Source organism: Duganella sp. BJB1802, assembly GCF_013369445.1.
Lineage (GTDB): Bacteria > Pseudomonadota > Gammaproteobacteria > Burkholderiales > Burkholderiaceae_D > Rugamonas > Rugamonas vulcania_A.
The window spans coordinates 168,293-188,493 of sequence record NZ_JABWEF010000015.1; the positions used below are offsets into that span (position 1 = coordinate 168,293).

A 20,201-nucleotide genomic window follows, 5' to 3' on the forward strand; every position below is an offset into this window, starting at 1 on the left:
GAGATGATAAAGATACTCAAATTAAGCCTTTGCGGATTCGGCAAGACTCCATGCCTTGGCTTGCAAGCCTTTGGCACGATCGTCGTACTTTGAGTCAACCAACTTCATCTCATCGTCGGTCACATCTTCAAATTCACTCTTAATCAGTTCTCGTGCACGGTCGGCGGACAGGGCCAGGATGGCGCCAAATTCGTCGTAGGCCAGTGCAGCAAATGCTTCTACAGTCTTGATACCAGCCAGGCCCAGCTTGCCGGCGGTGATGCGGTCCATGCCTTCCAGACCGACCAGCGCCTCGTCCATGCCTTCCAGGCCTTCTTCCGAAGCGATCGCTTCGGTGACCAGGGCGTCACGGGCGCGGGTGCGCAGTTCGTTGACGGTATCTTCGTCGAACGATTCGATTTCCAGCATTTCGGAGATCGGCACGTAGGCGATTTCTTCCAGGCTGGCAAAGCCCTCTTCCACCAGGATGTCGGCGACTTCCTGGTCGACGTCCAGTTTTTCCATGAACAGTGCGCGCACCGCCGCGGTTTCCTGGGCTGCCTTGTCGGCCGATTCCTCGGCCGTCATGATGTTGATCTTCCAGCCGGTCAGGTCGGAGGCCAGGCGCACGTTCTGGCCGGAGCGGCCGATGGCGATCGCCAGGTTTTCCTCGTCGACCACGACGTCCATCGCGTGCTTCTCTTCGTCGACCATGATCGACGAGACGTTGGCCGGGGCCAGCGCGCCGATGACGAACTGCGCCGGATCTTCGGACCACAGCACGATGTCGACGCGTTCGCCGCCCAGCTCGCCGGTCACGGCCTGCACGCGCGAACCACGCATGCCGACGCAGGTGCCGATCGGGTCGATGCGCTTGTCGGCCGTGTAGACGGCGATCTTGGCGCGCACGCCGGCGTCGCGCGCCGCCGATTTAATTTCCAGCATGCCTTGCTCGATTTCCGGCACTTCCAGTTCGAACAGCTTCATGATGAACTCTGGCGCGGTGCGCGACAGGATCACCTGCGGGCCGCGCATGTTGCGGTCGATGCGCAGGATGAAGGCGCGGACGCGGTCGCCGATACGCAGGTTCTCTTTCGGGATCATCTGGTCGCGTGGCAGGCGGGCTTCGATCTTGCCCGACTCGACGATCGCGTCGCCGCGTTCCATGCGCTTGATGGTGCCGGTGACCAGCGAGTCGCCGCGTTCCAGGAAGTCCACCAGGATCTGTTCGCGCTCGGCGTCACGCACGCGCTGCAGGACGACCTGTTTGGTGTCTTGCGCAAAGCGGCGGCCGAATTCGACGGATTCGATAGGCTCTTCGATGTGGTCGTCCACTTCGATGTCCGGAATCTGTTCCTTGGCTTCGAAGTGCAGGATTTCCTGGTCCGGCAGTTGCAGGCCGGCCTCGTCGGGCACGACGTGCCAGCGGCGGAAGGATTCGAACTCACCCGACTCGCGGTCGATCGAAACGCGAATATCCACTTCACCTTCATAGCGTTTCTTCGTGGCTTGCGCCAACGCGAATTCCAGCGCGCCGAAAACCACATCCTTATCGACGTTCTTTTCACGCGCCAGCGCGTCTACCAATAACAAAACTTCGCGACTCATGCTTTGCGTCCCTTAAAATCCACCTGTGGCACCAAGCGTGCCTTATCCACATCGGCGAGCGTAAACTCCAACAGCGCCGGACCATCATTGCTTTCAAATTCCAACGACAAATTGTCGCCTTGGGGTTCTTGCAGAACACCCTGGAACGACTTCCGGTTGTTCGTACCCGGCATTGCGGTGCGCAGTTTGACGATTGCTTCGCAACCGGCAAAACGCACGAAATCTTCCAGCTTGCGCACCGGGCGATCCAGCCCTGGCGACGAGATTTCGAGACGCTCGTAGTTCACGTTCTCGACCGTCAGCACGTGCGACAGCTGGTGGCTGACCGTAGCGCAATCCTCTACGGTAATCGGGCCTTTTTCTTCGGCGTCGGCTGCGCTGAAATCGATAAAGACGCGCAGCAGTCCGCGCTCGGCCCGTTCGACATCAACCAGCTCATAGCCCAGACCGGTAACGGTCTTTTCAATTAATTCCGGCAGCTGCAAGAAATTCTCCAGATCAAGGCCTGTTTTCAACTTGGCAAAAACAGACCGTTCAAAACGGTTCACCAAAAAAAAAATGGGCATCTGCCCATCTTCTTGTAATACCTAGCCAGATGAAAGCATTCTCAGGGGACTACCCCGTGAAGAACTTTTACTAGGCTGGTTATTATAACCTTATATGAACTGCGCTGCAATGCCGCATGGCGCGGAAAAGCAGGCTTACAACAGTTCATAAAAGGCCAGAAGCCCCGGAAACAGGGGGCTGCCGTCTCTCCCGCGAAGGCGGGAGTCCATGCCGAGCAAGCCAGGCAGCGCAGCATGGATTCCCGCTTTCGCGGGAATGACGGGTGCTCGGCGTGCGATTATCCTTTGCGGCGGCGCGGCATGCCATGGTCGATGGCGCCGCCGCGCGGCGGCTGGTTGCGGCGCGGCGCGCTGGCGTTGCCGAAACCAAAAGTGGTCTGCAGCGGATCCGGCTGGCGCGGACCACGGCTCGGGCCTTTGGCCGATTGACCGCCGCCCTGACCTTGCCCGCCTTGTCCACCCTGGCCGCGTCCCTGACCTTGCGGACGCGGGCCCTGGCCCTGCGGACGCGCCGGGCCTTCGCCCAGCGGACGGCCGCCGGCGTAACCGCCGATGCCTTGCGGACGGCCACCCGGACGACCCGAAGTCTGCGCGCCACCGGCCGGACGGCCCTGGCCGTTGCCGCCTGGACGGCCACTGCCCTGGGCGCCGCCCGGGCGTCCCTGGCCATTGCCGCCTGGACGACCCTGGCCGCCACCAAAACCACCCTGGCCACGGCCATTGCCGCGCGGTGCCTTGGCAAACGGCATCACGTTGTCATTGCTGACGTCGGCGCGGTTGAAGTTCGGTTCGTCGTGATCGTCCTCGTCGTCATCGTCGAAATCGCGGTCATCGCGCTCGGCGCCACGGCCGCGCTGCGGACGCTTTTCCGGCCCCTTGTTCTGGGCCGGCTTGGCCTGCTGCGCCTGCGGACCCTTGCCGCGCGGTGCAGGCGCGTCGCCGCCTTTCTTCTCGACACCGTAGGCGCTCAGCATGTCGCGCACGGTGTTCTCTTCCAGCTCCTCCCAACGGCCACGCTTCAGGCTGCTTGGCAAGGTCATCGCGCCGTAGCGGGTACGGATCAGGCGCGACACGGTCAGGCCGATCGCTTCGAACATGCGGCGCACCTCGCGGTTACGGCCTTCGCCGATGATCACGCGGTACCACTTGTTGATACCCTCGCCGCCACCGTCGGCGATCTTGGAGAACTGCGCCAGGCCGTCTTCCAGCTCGACGCCGGCCAACAGCTTCTGACGCATGCCCTCTTCCAGCACGCCCAGCGTACGCACGGCGTATTCGCGGTCGATGTGATAGCGCGGGTGCATCAGGCGGTTGGCCAGGTCACCGGACGTGGTGAACAGCAGCAGGCCTTCGGTGTTGAAGTCCAGGCGGCCGACGGCCAGCCATTTGCCGGCCTTCATGGTCGGCAGGCGGTCGAACACCGACGGACGGCCTTCCGGATCGTCCATCGAGACGATTTCGCCGGCGGGCTTGTGGTACACCAGCACGCGAGGCGGCTTCTTGCTGACGCGGCGCTGGATCAGCTTGCCGTTCAGGCGCACGGCGTCGGTCGGCAGGATGCGCTGGCCGATGTGGGCCGGCTCGCCGTTGACCGACACGCGGCCGGCAACGATCAGGTCTTCCATGTCGCGGCGCGAGCCCAGGCCGGCTTCGGCCAGGACCTTGTGCAGCTTGGGCGCGTCATCGTCCGAGGTCAGGTCGCGGCGCACCACTTTCGGCGCGGCGTGGCGGCCCTTGGCCGGCTCGTCGCTGTCGAAGGCGTCCGAGGTGACGTAGGAGAATGCGGCGTCCGCGTCGTTGAGCTTGGCGCCGCCGACGTTCTGGCCGCCGCGCTGCGGCTTGCCGTTCTTGCCTTTGGTGTTCTTTCCGTTGCGCTGGCCGTCAGGACGTGGGCCGCGCTCGTGGCGTGGCTTGCCGCCCTCGGCTGGCGCCGCGCCTTCCACCGCCGGGGCGGCTTCGCCCTCGACCGCTGCGACAGGTTCAGGGCGCGGCATCATCGCTTCGCGCACGGCACGCTGTTCGCGCATCTGGCGCGGGCCACGCGGACCGCGCGGGCCGCGTGCTGCGCGTTCGCCTTCGGCAGGAGCGGCTTGCGCTTCGACTGCCGGGGCTGCGGCTGGTGCTGCTCGTTCTACCGGCGCGGCTTCAACGGCGGCTGGCTTCTTGGCGCGTGGCGCCTTGACTGGTGCTTCGGCCGGTGCCGGTGCCGGCGCGGCGGCTTGCGGCGCGGCTTCGGCGGCTTCAGCGGACTTGGCGGCCGGCTTGGCGCGCGGCTTTTTCACCGGGGCCGGTGCATCGGCGGCGACGACTTCGGCGTCGGCCTTGGTCTTGCGCTTGGGCTTGGCGGCGACCGTCGCGTCGCCGGCTGCCGCTGCTGCGGTATCGGCCTCGATCTGGGCCTTGGTACGGCGTTTAGGCTTGGCTGGCGCTTCGGCCGGCGCTACGTCGTTGACTGTCTCTAGGGAATTAGGATTGTTCATTGTTCGTTTCTTGGTTGTGCTCAGCGTCAACCGTTACATCGGGCGCGGATTGTGTTTGTGCTTCCTGGCCGGCTTCCGGGCTAGTCGCGGCTTCTGCTGGGGCCGCTGGCAACTCGCTCTCCGTACCATCTGGTTGTTGCGCGGCTTGCTGCGCCGCCTTGTCAAAGTTCTCCTGCAGGGCCGCTTCCAGCGCTTCCATGTCCGGTCCGCCGCCCTGCGAGTCGCTGATTTGCTGCAAAGGAGGCAGCTGGGACAGCGAATTCAAACCCAAATCATCCAAAAACTGCTTGGTCGTGCCCAGCAAAGCCGGGCGGCCGACGACGTCGCGGTAACCGATGGCGTCCACCCAGCCACGGTCCTCCAGCATCTTGATCGTCTGCGAATTGACGGCTACGCCGCGTATTTCCTCAATATCGCCCCGGGTGACCGGCTGCCGGTAGGCGATGATCGCCAGCGTTTCCAAGGTCGCCCGCGAGTACCTGGGCGGCTTTTCCGGATTCAGGCGATCGAGATACAACTTCATCTCGGGGCGGCTCTGGAAGCGCCAACCGGTCGACAGGCTGATCACTTCAACGCCCTTGCCGGCCCAGTCCAGCCTTAATTCTTCGAGCAATTCCTTGATCGTATCGGAACCGACTCCGGGACCGCGCGGCCTGTCCTGGTCGTCCACTTCGACAAACAGCTTCTTCAGACTGTGGATCGACAATGGCTCACGAGCGCATAGCAAAGCGGTTTCGAGGACTCTTTTAGCCTCAGCTGTATCCATAGCAATCTTGTGGTTGCATTTTTATGCAAGAAAGAATTCAATCACATTCAGTGAGGCAATGGCCAGCACCCATGGCGCTGGCAGCTGGAATACTCGCTGAAGCTGTTTTTCCGACGCCCGGGCCGATGTGCGCCAGGCGGGAGAGAGGGACATGCCGGCAATGGCCGAGGCCCTCACCTTTTACGTGAAACGACCTCGGGGAGCGTGGCTTTCGGGCATGACCGAGCAGAGACGTTTCATCCAACAAGCCGAATTGTACCTGATAAAACGGCAAAAAGCGCATTTCGACGTCATCGAAATGTAACTTGCCTTACGCGGCAGCAAGTCTTTCCGACAAGATTGCCGAAACACCTACGAACGCCGGGTATTCCGCCGTGATCACCCAGGTCGGCACGGCGGACAGATATTTGTTGAAGCGGCCCTTGGATTCGAAGCGGGCGCGGAAGCCGGAGCGGTCGAAGCGCGCGCCCAGGCGCGGGACGATGCCGCCGCCGATATAGATGCCGCCCTGCGCGCCAAGCGTGACGGCGATGTTGCCGGCGATGGTGCCCAGCATGCAGCAGAACGCTTCGATGACTTCGTCGCACAGCGTGCACTCGCCGGCCAGCGCGCGGCGCGAGATCTCGGCGGCGCTCAGCTTTTCGGCCGGCATGTCGGTATGGTCGGCCAGCGCGCGGTAGATCAGCTCGATGCCGGCGCCGGACATCAGGCGCTCGGCGGAAACGTGTTCGAATTCCGTCCATGCGTATTGCAGGATGGCGACTTCGGTCGGGGTGGCCGGCGAGAAGGTGACGTGGCCACCCTCGCTCAGCAGCGCGGTCCAGCCGTCCTTGCCCGGGATCAGGCCTGAAACGCCGAGGCCGGTGCCGGCGCCGATCAGGCCCAGCGGCGTGCCGGCGATGGCCGTGCCGCCGCCCACCTGGTGCTTCTGGGTGGCCGACAGCTGGGGCAGCGAGCTGGCCAGCGCGGTGAAGTCGTTGACCACGACCAGCGTGTCGAAATTGACTTCGCGGCGCAGCGCTTCGATCGAGAATTCCCAGTGGTGGTTGGTCATGCGCACCATGTCGCCGGTGACCGGATTGGCGATAGCGATCGCGCCGTTCCGGATGCCGGTGACGCCGGCCTGGGTGACGGTCGGCGAGGCCAGGTAGGCGACCAGGGCGGCGGCCAAGGTCGGATACGCGGCGCAAGCCAGTACTTCGATCGCCTCAATCTTGCCCGGGGCGGTTTCCAGCGCAAAGCGCGCGTTGGTGCCGCCGATGTCCGCCAGCAGACGCGGGCCACTTGCGAAAGCAGTGGTCAGGGAGGGAGGCGTTTGGAGGGACTGAGCTGTCATGATAGATCGAAAATAGTTGAGGCCTAAGCTTAAGGTATTTTCACTATCCGAAGCAAGTGAAGTTTGTAGTTTTAGTACACATGCTGCGGCTTTGCCACAAGAAATTACAATGCGGAATATTTTCTGCGTAGTATGACTACGGTTTTCGGGGCGCCAGCGCGCCATGGGAGCGCTCCCATTCAGGGGCAAAAAAAACCGCCCGGGCGGGCGGTGTGGCGGGGTCAGACGGAGGCTGTATTGCCCTCGTCCACTTCGCGCGGCGTGCCGAAGGCGGCGTTCCAGGCGTCCAGGCCGCCGTGCAGCGGCCGGGCGCGCGTGTAGCCGTGGCTGATCAGCTCCTTCGCCACGTGGGCGGCGGTGACGTCGTTCGGGCAGCTGCAGTAGACGATGATGTGGTGGTTCTTGTCCAGCGCGATCAGCTCGGGGATTGGCTCGCCGCCGTTGAACAGCAGCGCGCCCGGCACGGCCGGCTCCAGCATCTGCGCCGTTGCGCTGCGGGCGTCGATCAGTATCGGGTGCTTGCCCTGCTCCTGCAGCTTCTTCAGGTCGTCGATGGTGATGCGCTCGATTTCCACCGATTGACGGAAGCGCTTGCGCTCGACATATTTGAAGACGACGAACAACAGCAGCAACACCCCCAGCACGATCAGCGCGGTGGTGCCCATGGTGCTCAGCACGTCCAGCACCTGGTCGATCTGGGTATGGAAGCCGGCGCCCAAGGCGATGCCGGTGCCGCTCCAGACGATGCCGCCGGCGATGCTGAAGCCAAGGAAGGTGGCGTTGGTGGTGCCGAGAGCGCCCGCCAGCGGCGGCGCGATGGTGTTGAAGCCGGGGATGAACTTGGCCACGACCAGCGCCTTCGGGCCCCAGCGGTTGAAGTTGTCCTCGGTCTGGCTGACGCAGTAGTCGGGCGACAGCGAAATCTTGCACAGCAGGCGCAGGATGCGCTTGCCGTAGTAGCGGCCGGCGCGGAACCAGAAATAGTCGCTGATCAGGCAGGCCACCACGCTCACCGACAGCACGGCCAGCCAGTTGCTGTCGCCGTTGACGCTCAGCGCGCCGGCCACGATCAGCAGCGGGAACGCGGGAATCGGCAAGCCGATCTGCTCGACCAGCACCACGGCGAACACGATCAGCACGCCATATTCTTGCAATAAAAGGATTAAGTTCGCCATTCGGATATCTTATCTTAAAAAACGCTTAACCGTGCCGTGGTATGGCCGCCAGCAGCGCGCGCGTGTAGGGGTGCGCGGGATTGCGGTACAGCTGGTCCGAATCGGCCAGCTCGACCACCTCGCCACGGTGCATCACCATCACTTGGTCGGCGATGTATTTCACCACCGACAGGTCGTGCGAGATGAAGATGTAGGACAGACCGAACTCGTCCTGCAGGTCCTGCAGCAGGTTCAGCACCTGCGCCTGCACCGAAACGTCCAGCGCCGACACCGATTCGTCGCACACCAGGATCTCCGGCTGCATCGTCAGGCAGCGGGCGATGGCGATGCGCTGACGCTGGCCGCCGGAGAACTCGTGCGGATAGCGCTGGAAGGCCGTGGCCGGCAGGCCGACTTTTTCCAGCAGCTCGTGCGCGATGGCGGTGCGCTCGCGGTCGTCGGCGCCGATGCGGTGGATGTGCATCGGCTCCAGCAGGATCTGGCCCACGGTGAAGCGCGGGTTCAGCGAGGCGTATGGATTCTGGAAGATGATCTGGATACGGCGCTTGTAGGCCTGGAACTCGCGCGGCGTCATCGCCAGCAGGTCGCGGCCGTCGAACATGGCGCTGCCGCCGCTGGCCTGGTGCAGCCGCAGCAAGGTCAGGCCGACGGTGGTCTTGCCGGAACCCGATTCCCCCACCACACCCAAGGTCTTGCCGCGCGCCAGCGTGAACGAGACGTCCTTCACTGCCTGGAACTCGCGCTTGCCGAACCAGCCTTCGCGCAGGTAAAAGCTCTTGCTCAGCTTGTTCACCACCAGCACCGGCTGGTCGTCCGGCCCATAGCCGCGCTGGCGTTCCAGCGGATGCAGCGGCGTCACGCCCTGCCCTTCGGCGATGTCGCCACCGGCGAAGCGCTGGTGCTCGACGTCGGCCAGGTAGTCGGCGATCACCGGCAGGTGCCAGGGCCGCGCGTCCAGCGACGGCCGGCAGTGCAGCAAGGCCTTGGTGTAGCCGTCGCGCGGCTGGCCGAGCACCTGCTGCGCGGGGCCGGCTTCGCGCACCTCGCCGTGGCGCATGACGATCACGTGGTCGGCGATCTCGGCCACCAGCCCCAGGTCGTGGGTGATGAACAGCACCGCCATCGCGTGCCGCTTTTGCAGGCGCGCGATCAGTTCCATGATCTGCTTCTGGATCGTGACATCCAGCGCGGTGGTAGGCTCGTCGGCGATCAGCAGCTTGGGCTCGCAGGCGATGGCCATGGCGATCATCACGCGCTGTTGCTGGCCGCCGGACATCTGGCTGGGATAGGCGTCGATCTTGGCGGCGGGGTCGGGAATGCCGACCTCGTCGAGCAGCTCCAGCGCGCGGCGGCGGGCCTGGGCCGCGCTCATGCCCATGTGCAGGCGCAGCACCTCGACGATCTGCGCGCCGACCGTGAAGACCGGGTTCAGCGACGACATCGGTTCCTGGAAGATCATCGCGATGTCCTTGCCGCACAGGGCGCGGCGCTCGGCGGCGGACAGCGCCAGCAGGTCGCGGCCGTCGAAGCGGATGCGGCTGGCGGGGTCGATGGCCGTGGTGTCCGGCGGCAGCAGGCCCATCACGGCGAGCGAGCTGACCGACTTGCCGCTGCCCGATTCGCCCACCAGCGCGACGGTGGCGTTGCGCGGCACCTGGAACGACACGCCCTTGACCGCCTCCACGGTCGTGTGGCGGTCGACGCGGAAGGCGATGCGCAGGTCGGCGATGTCCAGCAGAGGCGTGTCGTTCATCACTTCACCTTGGGGTCGAGGGCGTCGCGCAGCGCGTCGGTGAACAGCGAGAACGCCGTCACCAGCAGGGCCATGGCGATGGCGGCGGCGGTCAGCTGCCACCAGCGGCCGAGGATCAATTCGTTCTGCGCCTCGTTGAGCATGCTACCCCACGAGACCACGCCGACCGGCACGCCGAAGCCGAGGAAGCTGAGGATGACCTCGGCCTTGATGAAGCCGACCACCAGGATCGACATCTGCACCAGCGCGACGTGGCTGACGTTGGGGAAGATGTGGACGAACATCCGGCGCCAGTGCGAGGCGCCGATGGCGTCGGCGGCCAGCACGTATTCGCGCGCCTTGTGCTTGATGTACTCGGCGCGGATCAGGCGGTAGGGGCCGGTCCAGCCGGTCAGGCCGAGGATCAGCACGATGGTGGCCACGCCCTTCTGCTGCAGCACGGCGGCCACGGCCAGTATCATCAGCACCGAGGGGATGGCGGTGAAGATGCTGTAGAACCAGTTGAACAAGTCGTCCACCACGCCGCCGAAGTAGCCGGACAGCGCGCCGAACAGGCTGCCCAGGCTGACCGCCAGCAGCGCCGCGACCAGGCCGACCACGATCGAGGTTTCGCCGCCCTTGATGGTTTTCTTGAGGATGTCGTGGCCCCATTTGTCGGCGCCGAACGGCAGGGTCGCCAGACGGCCAGCGCCAGCATGGGCCGCCTTGCCGTTGCCGTCGGCGCGCAGCTGCGCCATGTCGGCGGCCAGCGGATCGGTCACGCCATACATGTCGATCGCGCCGGTGTCGGCCATCTGCGCGCGCAAGGCGCGGATGTCGTCGGCCAGCGGATCGAAGGGATTGTCCGGCAAGGCTTGCGCGGCCTGCGCCGCCGTGGCCGGCGCCGTCCGCGTCGCGCCGACAAAGCCGGGCGGCGCGTAGTTGACGCCGACCTCGTCCTCCCAGTCCGCCACGATCAGCCCGCTGGCCGACAGCACCAGCATCAGCAGGAAGGCCGCCACCACGGCCAGCGACGCCATCGCCACGCGGTCGGCGCGCAGGCGCCGCCAGGCCAGTCGCCACAAGCCGGGCGAGGTGTTGTGCACGATGGCCGTCATGTCAGCTGCACCCGCGGATCGACCGCCTGGTACATCAGGTCCGTGAGCAGGTTGAACACCATGGTGGCCGCCGCGACGTAGACGGTGATCGCCTTGATCACCGGGAAGTCGCTGCGCTCCACGGCCAGGATCACCTCGCGGCCGATGCCGGGGATGCCGAAGAAACGCTCCAGCAGGAAGGCGCCGATCAGCAGCGCCGGCAGGTTGGCCATCACGTGCGTGATGATGGGGATGGCGGCGTTGCGCAGCACATGCACCCACATCACACGCCGCTCGCCCAGGCCCTTGGCGCGCGCGGTACGCACATAGTCCTGGCCGACCTCGTCCAGCACGAAGCTGCGGTACAGCCGCAGCGTCGGCGCGATCGAGACGGCCAGGCCGATCAGGATGGGCAAGGTGGCGTAGCGCAGCAGGTTCTCCCAGAAGCCCTCGCCCCAGCCCTGCACCGGGAACAGGCCCAGCTTGTACGCCAGCCCGTACTGGAACACGATGATGTACACCAGGATGCTGACCGACATGCCGACGGTGCAGGCGATCATCACCGCGCGGTCGGTCAGCGAGCCGCGCACGAAGGCGACGCCCAGCGCCAGCGCGATGCCCAGCAGCGTCTCGAGCAGCGTCAGCGGCAGCAGCACCGTCAGCGACGGCCCCAGCCGCGTGGCGATGATGTGCGACACCGGCTCGCCGGTCGCCCAGCTCAGGCCGAAGTCGAAGCTGGCGATCTGCTTGACGAAGATCCACAGCTGCACGTAGTACGGCTGGTCCACGCCCAGCTGGCGGCGGATGTTGGCGATGCTCTCGGCGTTGGCCATCTTGCCGGCCAGGATGAAGGCCGGGTCGCCGCCCACCCAGTTGAACAGCACGAACACCAGCAACACCACGCCCAGCATGGTCGGCAGCATCTGCCACAGGCGGCGCACCACATAAGCAATCATTCCCGGTCCTTGCGTTCGATATCGATGTACTTCCATTCCTGATGCAGGATGGGATGCTTCTTATACCCCAGCACGCCCGGTTGCGCCAGCATGCTGCGGTAGCGCGAGTAGGCCGGCATGGCCGCCGCCTGCACCTCCAGCAGCCGCGCCATCTTGCGGTACAGCGCGTCGCGCGCCGGGCCCGGCGGCATGCCGTGGCTGGCCTCGTACCACTGGTCGAACTGCGCGTCCTGGTAGCAGCCGTTGTTGTTCTGGTTGATGTTCTTCCCGTAGAACAGCTGCATGAAGTTGTCGCCGTCCGGGTAGTCGGCCAGCCACTGGTAGGTGCGGGTCTGCAGCTTGCACAGCATCTCGGCCTGCTGGATGTCGCTGAAGATCATGCGCTGGTTGTCCATGCGGATGCCGAGCCGGTTGTAGGTCTTGCGCCACAGCTCGGCCATCAGCACGCCGGCCGCCTCGTTGCGCGAGGTGTAGCGGATCAGCAGCGGCTTGCCGTCCGGCTGGGTGCGCCAGCCGTCCGCGCCCTTTTTATAACCGTAGCGGTCCAGCAGCCGGTTGGCCAGCACCGGATCGTAGCGCAGCAGGCCTTGGTAATCCGGGTCGTGGCCGTCCACGCCGGGCGGGATGGGGAACACCAGCCGCCGCCCCTCGCTGTTGAGCACCAGGCGGATTTCCTCGTCGACGTCGTGCGCCATGGCGATGGCGCGGCGCAGGGCGATCTTCTCCTTGCCGAAGCCGCCCACCACAGGGTCGCGCATATTCCAGTAGTAATAGGTCAGCACCGGATCGACGATGCGCGACAGCTGGACGCCGCGCGCCGCCAGCTCCGGCCGCAGCTTGCCGTCGACCAGCGCCTTGGGCGCCAGCGGCCCGTCCAGCCAGAACAGGTCGGCCTCGCCGCTGGTGAAGGACAGCCAGCGCGACTGGTCCTCCAGCTGGACGCTGATCTCGATGCGGCCGATCTGCGGGATCTTCTTGCCCTTCATCTGGCGCACGATGCGCTCGTCGTCCGCGCGGTCCTCGGCGCTGGGCGCGAAGTCCCAGGTTTCGGCGCGGTGGCCGGTGTTTTCCTCGAGGACGATGCGGCTGCCGCGTATCCACTGGCCCAGCCGGTAGACGCCGGTGCCGACCGGGTGTCCGGCCACCTCGCCCTTGTTGTCGCCGTACTTCTCCACCACCTCGCGCGCCACCGCCGCCAGCGGTTCGTAGGCCAGGATCATGCCCAGGCTGAAATCGGTATGGGTCAGGTGGATGCGCAGCGTGTAGCGGTCGATCTGCTCCAGGCCGGGCACGTCGGCGTCGTAGTCGAAACGCCCGGTCTGTCTGGCCCGCTCGGCCAGCGCGTCCAGGCCGACGACCTTGCCCTCCAGCAGCCAGCTGTTGGGCGAGGCCAGCCTGGGGTCGAACAGCCGCTTCCACGAGTAGACGTAATCGGCCACGGTCAGCTCGCGCGGCTTGCCGCCGAACGCGGGATCGGGCGTGAAGTGCACGCCCCGCTTAAGGCGGATCAGGTAGGTGCGGCCGTCGGCCGACACTTCCGGCAGCGCGGCCGCCGTCTCGGGCGCCAGCTTGACCGGGCGCGCCAGGTAATCGTAGGTGTACAGGGTCTCGAAGATGGCTTCGGTGATGTGGCCGGTATATAAGTCGCGCCCCAGCGCCGGATCGAAGCTGGCCTCGGCCGCCGGCAGGATGTAGCGCAGGGTTTTGACCGGCGCCCCCGCCAGCGCCGTCAGCGACCAGCACGCGGCGGCCACCACGACGGCGAATTTGATGCGCTGCATAGACTTCCTCGAGCCCTTGTAAGTGCTGGAACAATACAACATATTTTCCGCCGCCGGAATCATCGCCCGATAGCCGTTAACTAACAGGGGCTTGCATAGCGGCAACCTCGACGCGGCCGCCAAGGGGTCGCTTGTCGCATAAATGTAACGCTGCGTGTCGGAATGAAGACAGGTTCATAAAATTGCACCGCACCAACTTGTTGCGGCCAACCGACGATATCACCAGATATTCGCTTCTTTTTTGAGGATAAATCAACGTTACACATCATTTTTTGCCGAACGCACCAAATTAGAGCGTTTTTTACCCCTCTTTTGGCGCATTCTTGCCACACCATAAACAATGACAACCAGGTATCTTCATGCGAGCTTGTCCGTTGACAGTAAATGTCGCCAAGTGATCTGATGACCAGATGAAAAGAACGTCGGTGTTTTTTTCAAGCGGCAAGGCATCGCCGATAAAAAAAACAAATCACACCCCTGTGTTTACCGTTTTCAAATGGGAGCAAGAAAATAATGATGGTTGAAACTGTATTGTCCCGCTCTGTACGCCTGTTGTGCGCCGGCGGCCTGGCCCTGGGGATGCACGCAGCATTCGCGCAAACCAGCGACAGCGACAACGTCGCCCGCGTCGAGATCACCGGTTCGTCGATCAAACGGATCGCCAAGGAAGGTTCGCTGCCGGTCCAGACGCTGACCCGCGCGGACATCGAGCAAAGCGGCGCCAACAACGTGGCCGACCTGGTCGCGCAACTGCCGTCGATGCAGGGCTTCATCACCTCGTCGACCTCGGTCAACGGCGGCGGCGGCGGCGTGCAAACCGCGTCGATCCACGCCATCGGCACCCAGTACACGCTGGTGCTGCTCAACGGCCGCCGCATGGCGCCGTACGGCACCGGCAGCGCGGTCAACCTGGCCAGCATTCCATTGTCGGCCGTCGAGCGCGTCGAGATCCTGACCGACGGCGCCTCGACCCTGTACGGCTCGGACGCGATCGCCGGCGTGGTCAACTTCATCCTGAAAAAGAACCAGCGCGACCTGACCATCGAGGGCACCGTCAACGCGCCGCAGAAATCGGGCGGCAAGAGCACCAACATCTCCATCTCCAAAGGCTTCGGCGACCTGGAGACCGACGGCTACAACGTGCTGCTGGCCTACAGCCACGACGAGCAGAAGGAACTGAACGCCAGCCAGCGCGACTTCGCCAACTCCGGCGTGCATAAATTCACGAAGGACGGCAAGCAGTACGCCACCTGGCAAACCAGTATCAACTCGACCCCGGCCAACGTCGAAGTGGTGACCGCCAACGACGACGTGGTGCTCAACACCGACCTGCTCAACAAAGGTTCCTGCACCCAGCCGCACACCTTCTCGCGCAGCGGCGCCTGCCGTTTCGACTACGCTTCCACGGTCCAGCTGCTGCCTGAGCTGAAGCGCGACAGCATCTTTGCGTCCGCCACCAAGCGCCTCGGCCAGGACACCACCGTGTTCACCGAAGTGGTGCTGTCGAAGTTCACCAACACCGCGCGCTACGCGCCGGCCGCCCAGCCGCTGACGGTGTTCAGCACCGATCCGGTGTCGGGCGTGAAGACCATCAACAACAGCTACATCGGCGCCTACAACAAGAGCGTCGTGCCGCTGCTGCCGGGCCAGAAGATCAATCCGAACGACGTCACCGACGCGCTGTGGTACTACCGCGGCGCCGATGCCGGCGGCCGTACCGACGAGTACCGCACCGACGCGGCCCACTTCGTGCTGGGCATCGACAGCTCGTACGCGGGCTGGGATGTCGGCGGCGCCTTCACCCATTCGCAAAACAAGCAGACCGACCGCGCCCTGGCCGGTTACATGAGCGGCGACAAGTTCGAGGAACTGGTCCGCACCGGCGCCTACAACCCGTTCGAATCCACCACCGGCGCCGCCGCGCTGCTGGCACCGGCCGTGCTGCGCCAGGAACTGGACGTGACCAAGTCCAAGATCGACGTGGTCAGCGCGCACGCTTCGCGTGAAGTGTTCAACCTGCCGGGCGGCGCCGCGGCGCTGGGCATCGGCGCGGACTTCACCAAGCAGACCTACCAGGACACGCCATCGAAGATCGCCATGGGCCCAGGCCCGGGCAATCCAGGCTGGACCGACGTGGAAATCGGCGGCGGCACCGGCTCGCAGGCGCTCGACGCCAGCCGCAACAACTGGGGTAGTTTCGCCGAGTTGCTGATGCCGATCGCCAAGAACCTGGAAGCGACCACCGCCGTGCGTTACGACAGCTACGCCGCCGTCGACAAGAAAAACGTCAGCTATGACACCACCGGCAAGGCTTCGCCATCGGGCAAGGTCGGCGAAGACGTGGCCAAGGCCACCTACAAGCTGGCCGTGCGCTACACCCCGACCCAGGCGCTGCTGCTGCGCGGCTCCTACGGCACCGGCTTCAAGGCGCCGACGATGAACAACATCGCCGATCCGCTGAAGAACGCCGGCTCGTCGAACAACTTCCCGTGCCCGGTCAAATCACCGGATCCGCGTGCTGTCTACTGCCGTCCGGGCGCGTCGGAATACGGCCTGCTCGACAGCGGCAACCCTGCCAGCGGCGCCGGCGCGCTGAAGGCGGAGGAATCCAAGCAAGCCACGCTCGGCTTCCGCCTGGAGCCGAGCACCATGATCTCGTTCGGCCTGGACATGTGGGACGTCAAGCTGAAGAACCAGATCCGCACCTTCTCGCAGGACCAGCTGTTCACCAATCCGGTCCTGGCGAACCAGTGGATCACCGTGTACGCCGACCCTATCCAGAAGAGCAATGTGCTGGTGGCCGTGCGCGCGCCGATGAACCTGGCCTCCTCGCACTTCCGCGGCCTGGACTGGGACACCACCTTCCGCTCGGCCACGCCGATCGGCAAGGCCAGCGTGAACTGGACCGGTACCTACATGCTCAAGGCTGAGCAGGACGTCCCCGGCGTCGGCACGGAGAAATCGATCGGCCGTTTCGATTCCTACGACGACGTGGTGTTCCGCGTCATCAGCAAGGTCGTGTTCGCGCTGAAGACCTCCGACAAGATGACCAACTCGCTGACCCTGAACTACCGTTCCGGCTACCACGACAAGATCTTCACCGCGGCAGACGCAGCGGTTCGCGTGGTCAATGCCGACGGCAGCATCGGCGGTACGGCCGCGATGGAGCGCGACGTCAAGTCGTACACCACGCTGGACTACCAGATCAAGGCCAACTACATCAAGAACCTGACCCTGACCGCCGGCATCAAGAACCTGCTGGACCAGGACCCACCGTTCTCGGTGCGTAACTCGGGCGGCGGCAACCAGGTGGGCTACGACGGCCGCTACGCCGATCCGCTGGGCCGCACCTTCTACCTGACCGCAGCATACAAGTTCTAAGCCCCACGCCATCGGCTCCCGGCCGATGACCTTGCAGCCCCGTCTTTTTCGGAAGACGGGGCTTTTTGCGTTGGTGGCGGCCGCGACTGTCGCATTAATGTAACGTTTTGTATCACACGCAATCCAGGTTCACGGCGCCGCGCGTGCACCAGCGTGTTGCACACCGACGACGGCCACGCCATACTTTCCCTTCTTTTTACAAAATAAACAACGTTTTATACATTGCAAGATTGCGTGCACCAAATTAGAGCGCATTTCGCCTGAAATCGATGCCAACCCGCCGACGCGGACGGCGGCGTCTTTTTGTCCATTAATAAATGTTTCCATCATTGACAGTAAATACGGGCGGATGCTCTGATGAAGCGGTGAGAATAAATGACTCTTTTCACAAGATTCCGAAGACCTCTGGGGTTAATCGTTTTTACATGGGAGAGCAAGATAATGATGGTTGAAACAGTATTGGCGCGGTCCGTGCGTCTGTTGTGTGCCAGCGGCCTGGCCCTGGGGATGCATGCGGCGGTCGCGCAAACAAGCGACGCCAACAACGTCGCCCGCGTCGAGATCACCGGCTCGTCGATCAAACGCATCGCCAAGGAAGGTTCGCTGCCGGTCCAGACGCTGACCCGCGCGGACATCGAGCAAAGCGGCGCCAACAACGTGGCCGACCTGGTCGCGCAGCTGCCGTCAATGCAGGGCTTCATCACATCGTCGACCTCGATCAACGGCGGCGGCGCCGGCGTGCAGACCGCGTCGATCCACGCCATCGGCACCCAGTACACGCTGGTGCTGCTCAATGGCCGCCGCATGGCGCCGTACGGCACCGGCAGCGCGGTCAACCTGGCCAGCATTCCGCTGTCGGCCGTCGAGCGCGTGGAGATCCTGACCGACGGCGCCTCGACGCTGTACGGCTCGGACGCGATCGCCGGCGTGGTCAACTTCATCCTGAAAAAGAACGTCCACGACCTGACCATCGAGGGCACCTTCGACGCGCCGCAGAAGTCGGGCGGCAAGAGCGGCAACATCTCGATCACCAAGGGCTTCGGCGACCTGGAAACCGACGGCTACAACGTGCTGCTGGCCTACAGCCACGACGAGCAGAAGGAACTGAACGCCAGCCAGCGCGACTTCTCCAAGACCGGCGCGCGCCGCTTCACTGAAAACGGCAAGCAGTACGCGACCTGGCAAACCAGTATCAACTCGACCCCGGCCAACGTCGAGGTGCAACCGTCTGTCGGCGACTCCGTCGTGCTCAACACCGACCTGCTGACCAAGGGCTCCTGCACCCAGCCCAACACCTTCTCCCGCAACGGCGCCTGCCGTTTCGACTTCCCCGCCACCGTGCAACTGCTGCCGGAACTGAAGCGCGACAGCGTGTTCGCATCGGGCAAGCTGCGCCTCGGCAAAGAGACCACCGTGTTCAGCGAACTGGTGCTGTCGAAGTTCGCCAGCACCGCGCGCTACGCGCCGGCCGCCCAGCCGCTGACCGTGTTCACCACCGATCCGGTCACCCACATCAAGACCGTCAACCAGAACTACATCGGCGCCTACAACAAGAGCATCGTGCCGCTGCTGGCCGGCCTGAAGATCGATCCGGCCGACGTCACCAAGGTGCTGTGGAACTACCGCGGCGCCGATGCCGGCGGCCGCACCGACGAATACCGCACCGACGCGGCCCACTTCGTGATCGGCATCGACAGCTCCTACGCCGGCTGGGATATGGGCGCCGCCTTCACCCATTCGCAGAACAAGCAGACCGACCAGGCGCTGGCCGGCTACATGAGCGGCGACAAGTTCGAGGAGCTGGTGCGCACCGGCGCCTACAATCCCTTCGTCTCCAGCAGCGGCGCCGCCGCGCTGCTGGCGCCGGCCGTGCTGCACCAGCAGCTGGACGTGACCAAATCCAAGCTCGACGTGATCGGCGCGCACGCCTCGCGCGAAGTGTTCGAGCTGCCGGGCGGCGCGGCCTCGCTGGGCGTGGGCGCGGACTTCACCAAGCAGACCTTCCAGGACACGCCGTCGCAGATCGCCATGGGCCCCGGCCCCGGCAATCCAGGCTGGACCGACGTGGAAATCGGCGGCGGCACCGGCGCCCAGGCGCTCGACGCCAGCCGCACCAACTGGGGCGCGTTCGGCGAACTGCTGATGCCGGTCGCCAAGAACCTGGAGGCGACCGCCGCCTTGCGTTACGACAGCTACGCCGCAGTCGACAAGAAGAACGTCAGCTACGACTCCAACGGCAAGGCTTCGCCATCGGGCAAGGTCGGCGAAGACGTGGCCAAGGCCACCTACAAGCTGTCGGTGCGCTACACCCCGACCCAGCAGCTGCTGCTGCGCAGCTCGTACGGCACCGGCTTCAAGGCGCCGACCATGAACAACATCGCCGATCCGCTGAAGAACGCCGGCTCGTCGAACAACTTCCCGTGCCCGGTCCATGCGCCGGATCCGCGCGCGGTCTACTGCCGTCCCGGCGCGTCGGAATACGCGCTGCTGGACGTCGGCAATCCGGCCACCGGCGCCGGTGCGCTGAAGGCGGAGGAATCCAAGCAGGCCACGCTCGGCTTCCGCCTGGAACCGAGCACCATGCTGTCGTTCGGCCTGGACCTGTGGGACGTCAAGCTGAAGAACCAGATCCGCACCTATTCGCAGGACCAGCTGTACACCATGCCGGTGCTGTCGAACCAGTACATCGCCGTGTATGCGGACCCCATCCAGAAGAGCAATGTGCTGGTGGCGATCCGCAAACCGCTGAACCTGGCGACGTCGCACTTCCGCGGCTTGGACTGGGACAGCACCCTGCGCGCCGCCACGCCGATCGGCAAGGCCAGCGTGAACTGGACCGGTACCTACATGCTCAGGGCTGAACAGGACGTGCCGGACCCGAGCACCGGTCAAAGCCTGGGGGTGGAAAAAGGCATCGGCCGCTTCAACTCCTACGACGACGTGGTGTTCCGCGTGATCTCGAAGGTGGTGTTCTCGCTGAAATCGTCGGACAAGATGACCAACTCGCTGACCGTCAACTACCGCAGCGGCTACCACGACAAGCCGCTGTCCGCCGATGACGCGGCGGTGCGCGCGGTGAATGCCGACGGCAGCATCGGCGGCACGGTCGACATGGTGCGCGACGTCAAGTCGTACACCACGGTCGACTACCAGATCAAGGCCGACTACATCAAGAACCTGACCCTGACCGCCGGCATCAAGAACCTGCTGGACCAGGACCCGCCGCTGTCCGTGCGCAACTCGGGCGGTGGCAACCAGGTGGGCTACGACGGCCGCTATACCGATCCGCTGGGCCGCACCTTCTACGTGAACGCTTCGTACAAGTTCTAAGCGTTACCTGCAAT

13 protein-coding genes are annotated in these 20,201 nt (G+C 64.5%); 2 read left to right on the forward strand and 11 right to left on the reverse strand.

The features are described from left to right. Positions 1-21: 21 nt before the first annotated feature. From nusA to HUX88_RS22700, 10 genes are all read right to left on the reverse strand, one after another. The gene (gene nusA / locus HUX88_RS22655) at positions 22-1,587 is read right to left on the reverse strand and encodes a transcription termination factor NusA (protein WP_117013206.1); all 1,566 of its coding nucleotides are present in this window, start codon (positions 1,585-1,587) and stop codon (positions 22-24) included. Further along, the gene (gene rimP, locus HUX88_RS22660; RefSeq protein ID WP_117013340.1) at positions 1,584-2,072 is read right to left on the reverse strand and encodes a ribosome maturation factor RimP; all 489 of its coding nucleotides are present in this window, start codon (positions 2,070-2,072) and stop codon (positions 1,584-1,586) included. The genes nusA and rimP overlap by 4 nt, the downstream gene beginning before the upstream one ends. A gap of 359 nt (positions 2,073-2,431) precedes the next feature. Beyond that, on the reverse strand, positions 2,432-4,633 hold the full coding sequence (locus HUX88_RS22665; RefSeq protein ID WP_176363202.1) for a pseudouridine synthase: 2,202 nt from the start codon (positions 4,631-4,633) through the stop codon (positions 2,432-2,434). Further along, positions 4,620-5,399 carry an SMC-Scp complex subunit ScpB gene (gene scpB / locus HUX88_RS22670; RefSeq protein ID WP_161096504.1) on the reverse strand — a complete coding sequence of 260 codons (780 nt, stop codon included), beginning with the start codon at positions 5,397-5,399 and terminating at the stop codon, positions 4,620-4,622. Before scpB ends, HUX88_RS22665 begins: the two co-directional genes overlap by 14 nt. 310 nt (positions 5,400-5,709) lie before the next feature. Further along, entirely contained in the window at positions 5,710-6,735 is a 1,026-nt protein-coding gene (locus HUX88_RS22675; protein WP_176363203.1) for a glucokinase, read from the reverse strand. A 221-nt stretch (positions 6,736-6,956) separates the two neighbouring features. Beyond that, positions 6,957-7,910 (reverse strand): VTT domain-containing protein, encoded by a 954-nt coding sequence (locus HUX88_RS22680; RefSeq protein WP_176363204.1) that lies wholly within the window; start codon positions 7,908-7,910, stop codon positions 6,957-6,959. A gap of 25 nt (positions 7,911-7,935) precedes the next feature. Continuing rightward, positions 7,936-9,663 (reverse strand): ABC transporter ATP-binding protein, encoded by a 1,728-nt coding sequence (locus HUX88_RS22685; RefSeq protein ID WP_176363205.1) that lies wholly within the window; start codon positions 9,661-9,663, stop codon positions 7,936-7,938. Then, complete coding sequence (locus HUX88_RS22690; protein WP_176363206.1) at positions 9,663-10,760, reverse strand: ABC transporter permease; 1,098 nt, start codon at positions 10,758-10,760, stop codon at positions 9,663-9,665. Before HUX88_RS22690 ends, HUX88_RS22685 begins: the two co-directional genes overlap by 1 nt. After that, complete coding sequence (locus HUX88_RS22695; RefSeq protein ID WP_117013199.1) at positions 10,757-11,695, reverse strand: ABC transporter permease; 939 nt, start codon at positions 11,693-11,695, stop codon at positions 10,757-10,759. Before HUX88_RS22695 ends, HUX88_RS22690 begins: the two co-directional genes overlap by 4 nt. Further along, positions 11,692-13,476: an ABC transporter substrate-binding protein gene (locus HUX88_RS22700; protein WP_176363207.1), complete on the reverse strand. Its 1,785-nt coding sequence runs from the start codon at positions 13,474-13,476 to the stop codon at positions 11,692-11,694. Before HUX88_RS22700 ends, HUX88_RS22695 begins: the two co-directional genes overlap by 4 nt. Positions 13,477-14,007: 531 nt before the next feature. Here HUX88_RS22700 and HUX88_RS22705 point away from each other — a divergent pair. Continuing rightward, positions 14,008-16,857: a TonB-dependent receptor domain-containing protein gene (locus tag HUX88_RS22705; protein ID WP_229219479.1), complete on the forward strand. Its 2,850-nt coding sequence runs from the start codon at positions 14,008-14,010 to the stop codon at positions 16,855-16,857. 129 nt (positions 16,858-16,986) lie between these two features. Here the strand turns inward: HUX88_RS22705 and HUX88_RS31895 are convergent, their stop codons facing one another. Continuing rightward, positions 16,987-17,184, reverse strand: coding sequence for a hypothetical protein (locus HUX88_RS31895; protein ID WP_217916406.1), 198 nt, complete (start codon positions 17,182-17,184; stop codon positions 16,987-16,989). Between the two features lie 144 nt (positions 17,185-17,328). Between HUX88_RS31895 and HUX88_RS22710 the strand changes: the two genes are divergently transcribed. Beyond that, positions 17,329-20,187, forward strand: a complete 2,859-nt coding sequence (locus HUX88_RS22710; RefSeq protein ID WP_373886825.1) for a TonB-dependent receptor domain-containing protein — start codon at positions 17,329-17,331, stop codon at positions 20,185-20,187. Positions 20,188-20,201 lie beyond the last annotated feature (14 nt).

Excerpts from the sequence above, each read along its gene's own strand:
- nusA (WP_117013206.1), bottom strand. The coding sequence starts at position 1,587 with ATGAGTCGCGAAGTTTTGTTATTGGTAGACGCGCTGGCGCGTGAAAAG.
- HUX88_RS22665 (WP_176363202.1), bottom strand. The coding sequence starts at position 4,633 with ATGAACAATCCTAATTCCCTAGAGACAGTCAACGACGTAGCGCCGGCC.
- scpB (WP_161096504.1), bottom strand. The coding sequence starts at position 5,399 with ATGGATACAGCTGAGGCTAAAAGAGTCCTCGAAACCGCTTTGCTATGC.
- HUX88_RS22675 (WP_176363203.1), bottom strand. The coding sequence starts at position 6,735 with ATGACAGCTCAGTCCCTCCAAACGCCTCCCTCCCTGACCACTGCTTTC.
- HUX88_RS22680 (WP_176363204.1), bottom strand. The coding sequence starts at position 7,910 with ATGGCGAACTTAATCCTTTTATTGCAAGAATATGGCGTGCTGATCGTG.
- HUX88_RS22685 (WP_176363205.1), bottom strand. The coding sequence starts at position 9,663 with ATGAACGACACGCCTCTGCTGGACATCGCCGACCTGCGCATCGCCTTC.
- HUX88_RS22690 (WP_176363206.1), bottom strand. The coding sequence starts at position 10,760 with ATGACGGCCATCGTGCACAACACCTCGCCCGGCTTGTGGCGACTGGCC.
- HUX88_RS22695 (WP_117013199.1), bottom strand. The coding sequence starts at position 11,695 with ATGATTGCTTATGTGGTGCGCCGCCTGTGGCAGATGCTGCCGACCATG.
- HUX88_RS22700 (WP_176363207.1), bottom strand. The coding sequence starts at position 13,476 with ATGCAGCGCATCAAATTCGCCGTCGTGGTGGCCGCCGCGTGCTGGTCG.
- HUX88_RS31895 (WP_217916406.1), bottom strand. The coding sequence starts at position 17,184 with ATGGAAACATTTATTAATGGACAAAAAGACGCCGCCGTCCGCGTCGGC.